Source organism: Terrisporobacter muris, assembly GCF_024621905.1.
GTDB lineage: Bacteria > Bacillota > Clostridia > Peptostreptococcales > Peptostreptococcaceae > Terrisporobacter > Terrisporobacter muris.
In genome coordinates this window covers 1-3,897 of the sequence record NZ_JANKBY010000331.1, presented here as the reverse complement: position 1 = coordinate 3,897, position 3,897 = coordinate 1, and the positions used below count along the sequence as shown (strand labels likewise).

The 3,897-nt window shown below is 30.8% G+C and carries 5 protein-coding genes; all 5 read right to left on the bottom strand.

Annotation, left to right across the window (positions count from 1 at the left end; genetic code table 11):
- Positions 1 to 35: 35 nt before the first annotated feature.
- Positions 36 to 839 (bottom strand): formate/nitrite transporter family protein, encoded by an 804-nt coding sequence (locus tag NSA58_RS17175; RefSeq protein ID WP_074429972.1) that lies wholly within the window; start codon positions 837 to 839, stop codon positions 36 to 38.
- 23 nt (positions 840 to 862) lie between these two features.
- A complete protein-coding gene (gene asrC, locus NSA58_RS17170; RefSeq protein WP_039679603.1) occupies positions 863 to 1,831 on the bottom strand; it encodes a sulfite reductase subunit C in 969 nt (322 codons plus the stop codon).
- A 12-nt stretch (positions 1,832 to 1,843) separates the two neighbouring features.
- Positions 1,844 to 2,635, bottom strand: a complete 792-nt coding sequence (gene asrB, locus NSA58_RS17165; RefSeq protein WP_074429971.1) for an anaerobic sulfite reductase subunit AsrB — start codon at positions 2,633 to 2,635, stop codon at positions 1,844 to 1,846.
- Complete coding sequence (gene asrA, locus NSA58_RS17160) at positions 2,636 to 3,640, bottom strand: anaerobic sulfite reductase subunit AsrA (RefSeq protein WP_039679601.1); 1,005 nt, start codon at positions 3,638 to 3,640, stop codon at positions 2,636 to 2,638. It lies immediately after the preceding gene.
- A 169-nt stretch (positions 3,641 to 3,809) separates the two neighbouring features.
- The gene (locus tag NSA58_RS21045) at positions 3,810 to 3,890 is read right to left on the bottom strand and encodes an IS3 family transposase (RefSeq protein WP_408645542.1); all 81 of its coding nucleotides are present in this window, start codon (positions 3,888 to 3,890) and stop codon (positions 3,810 to 3,812) included.
- Positions 3,891 to 3,897: the final 7 nt, after the last annotated feature.

The window sequence follows — 3,897 nt, the reverse complement described above, 5'->3', positions numbered from 1 at the left end:
AGCATTTTTTATTTTAATATTTTATTTTAAATAAATTATACTGCTTTAATAGACGATATTTTTTCTTCTTTATCTTCACTTCCCATTATATAAACTCCAAGTCCCATAACTAAAACTCCACCAACCATATTTCCAAGAGTTACTGCAACCAGGTTATATATAGCTCCTGCTAAAGTAGCTCCTTGAATAGCAGGTGATATTAAAGCTACAGAAAAAACCGTCATATTTGCCACACTATGTTCAAATCCGCTAGTTATAAATGTAAATAAACATAAGAATATCATCAATATTTTTGCTGTATCGTCATTAGTTCTAAATGAACATAAAACTGCTACACACACTAATATGTTACAAAGAACACCTCTAAAGAATAGTGACATAAACGGTGCCGATACTTTTGCTATAGATGTTGTTGCGAAGAATTCCATTACTGCCCCTTCATTTACAAGACCAGTTCCTACGAAGAATGCCGCAACTAATATGGATCCCAGTAAGTTCCCCACAAAACTAAATATCCAAACTTTACTCATACTTCCTGTAGAAACACCTTTATTTAATCTTCCCACAATCATTACCATATTGTTTCCCGTAAACAATTCTGTTCCTGTCATTATTACAAGACATAGTGCAACTGCAAATGATACTCCCATCATTATTTTTGTGGCAGGAGAGTTCACTGCACTTAATAGTCCTCCAACTGTAAATATTAATATGATTCCAAGTCCCACATATAGCCCCGCGAATGCTGCTGATACTAAGTACTTAAGTTTACTCTTATTCAATAAATTTATTTTGTTTTTTGCTGCGTTCGTTAGTTTCAATACTGTTTCGTTATGCATAATAACCCCTCCTAATTATATGATTAATATTTAATTCCACTCCAATAAATATTCTCGTTCACTTTAACTATATCTGCAAATTCCACACCTTCTAAAGCCCATTTTTTGTATTCCATAAATCCAGTTCTATCAATTATATATCCTATATGCTCTTTTCCTCCTGGAGCATTCAAATCTATATATTCTTTAACAAATTTATAAGTATTTAAAACTATTTTTATAATAGATTCTTCATCTGCCCAAATTAAGAAATCTTCTGCTAGTCTTGGATTTTTCTTACCTGTTCTACCCATAATTACTAGTCTGTAGTATTTATTTTCATCTCTAGTCCATGCACTTATTGGACAGTTAAGTGTACATTCTCCACAACCTATACATTTATCATGATCTCTTACTATTTTGTAGTTTTCCATTTTTAAAGCACCAGTTGATAGTTTTTCACATTTTTTCACACAAGCGCCACATGATACGCATCTATCTTTGTCATATAAAGGAAGTGTCATTCCAATTATTCCAAAGTCATGAGTTCTTGCTTTTATACAATCATTTGGACACCCTGTAAAAGCTACTTTAAAATGTAAATCATTTGGGAAGATTGCTTTTTCCATTTTCTTTGCAAATTCAGTAGTGTTGTATTGAGCTTTTGGGCAGACTTTGTTTCCTATACACGCACAAACATTTCTAGTTCCTGCTGCTGGATAACCACCATCTTTCACTTCTTGATTAATATTCATATTTTCTATAACTGGTTGAATTATTTTATTTACTGCTTCCATATCTTCCATTTTTATTCCAAGAATTTCGAATCCTTGTCTAGTTGTAATATGAACTTGACCATTACCAAATTCATTTGCAATTTTTGAAACTATCATTAAACTTTCTGGATCTACACATCCTCCAGGAATCCTAACTCTTAGAGAAGTTTCATACTTTTGCTTAGTAATTCTATAAGCATTTTTCATTACTTTTTTAGTGTTTACATCTCTTAACATTATCTTCCCCCCCTAGTCTATAAGATTTTTAGCATAAGAATAATCAAATACTGGACCATCTATGCATATATATGTGTCATCCATTTTACAGTGTCCACATTTTCCTACTCCACAACACATTTTTCTTTCATAAGAAACCCATATATTTTTTTCATCTAAATCTCTTTTTAAGAATTCTCCCACAGTAAACTTCATCATCATTGGTGGTCCCACAACTATGGCAGACATGTTGTTTATATCTTCAATATTCAACTCAGGTATATATTTTGTTACAAGTCCAACATTACCTTCGTATCCTTCTTCTGCTCCATCAACTGTTATAAGAATATCGAGCTTTTTATTCCATTTTTCTAAATCAGCTTTAAATAATACATCCTTTGGAGATTTGAAACCTACTATTAATTTAAAACCTTTACATTTATCTGGGTTATTGTAGAAATGCTCAACTATTCCTCTAACTGGTGCCAATCCACTTCCCCCAGCAACAACTACAACTTCTCTTCCTTCATATAAACTTACATCAAATCCATTTCCATAAGGTCCTCTTATTAAAAATTTGTCCCCAACTTTGTAGTTAAATAATTCGCTAGTTACTTTCCCCACATTTCTTATGGTAAAATCTATATAATCTTCACCGTATCCACTTACTGATATTGGAGACTCTCCGTACTTTGGTATTGATATTTCATAAAATTTGCCTGGAAGTACATTTTTAATAGAAGTTTCTACCCTGAAAGTCCACTCTATTTCTGTATGTTTTACTATGTCTATTACTTTTGCTGCAACTGGCATATATGCATTCATTTATTTTTCCTCCTCATTAACTACTTTTTTAACTTTATCTATACACTCTGAAAATGATATATATTGTGGACATGCATCGTCGCATCTTCCACATCCTACACACATATCATATCCAAACCTCTTATTAAAGTCATGGATTTTGTGCATTACTTTAAATCTCATTCTTTCTCCTTGTTTCTTTCTAAATGAGTGGCCACCAGCCATGTCACTATATCCATCTACTTGACATGATGCCCATACTCTTCTTCTCTCTCCCACTCTTTCATTTTCTTTGTAGAATATATCTTGCATTGTGAAACAAGTACATGTTGGACATACAAAGTTACATCTTCCACAAGCTATACATCTTGCATCATATTCATTCCATATTTCATGTTTTGATAATTCCACTGGATTTATATTTCTTGGTACTTGCACTTCTATATTGTTTGATTTCACATAATCTACTTCAAATTCACATTCCTCACCATCAAATATGTTTAAATCATCGTCTTTTATATCTAAGTAAATTACATCTTCTCTTAGATTTAATCCCATAGAGTAGTTTTCTGCTTTATTTGACTTCATACTTACACAGAAACAGTTTCTATAACTTTCACTACACCCTATTAAAACAAATTTTACTTTTTCTCTTAACCTATTATAGAAGAAATCCTTTTCCAGTCCATTTTCTAAGTAAATTTGATCCAATCTTTTTACTCCATTTAAATCACATGCTCTTAGAAAAACTAATAACTTTTTATCATCTTGATCACTTGTTTTAAAGTCTTTTTCAGTGAAATAAAAAAGTACTTGATTTATTGGTAATATTACTTCTTTTGCTGAGAAGTTAGATTTTTTATTAAATTCTATATCCTCTATTCTTTCTATTTCTTCATATTTAGTTAAATCTGTGTCAGAGAAAGTCCCTTTAAATGGTTTTGTAACTGGTGCTAATATTTTGTATTCTAACTTTAATCTTTCTAAACCTTGATTAAATACTTGTTTATCTAATTTAATTTTCATATATTCTCCTCTCTTTTATCTTGTTAAAAAAATAATAGCATTTTGATCTACCCAAAGTCTGTGATAATAATCACAAAATTGTGAAGAAATTATGAATCTTATTTTTTTAATAAAAAAAAACACCTATTCTTATGAACTGCACCCTTCATGTGGAACAATATAAAACAACCTAGGCTACCTTTTTCTTGTATTTTACAGGAGAAAGGTAGTTTAATTTTGCCTGTATTCTTTCTTTGTTATAATAATCTATATATTGA

Coding starts and splice junctions, on each gene's coding strand:
- NSA58_RS17175 (WP_074429972.1), bottom strand. CDS start 839: ATGCATAACGAAACAGTATTGAAACTAACGAACGCAGCAAAAAACAAA.
- asrB (WP_074429971.1), bottom strand. CDS start 2,635: ATGAATGCATATATGCCAGTTGCAGCAAAAGTAATAGACATAGTAAAA.
- asrA (WP_039679601.1), bottom strand. CDS start 3,640: ATGAAAATTAAATTAGATAAACAAGTATTTAATCAAGGTTTAGAAAGA.
- asrC (WP_039679603.1), bottom strand. CDS start 1,831: ATGTTAAGAGATGTAAACACTAAAAAAGTAATGAAAAATGCTTATAGA.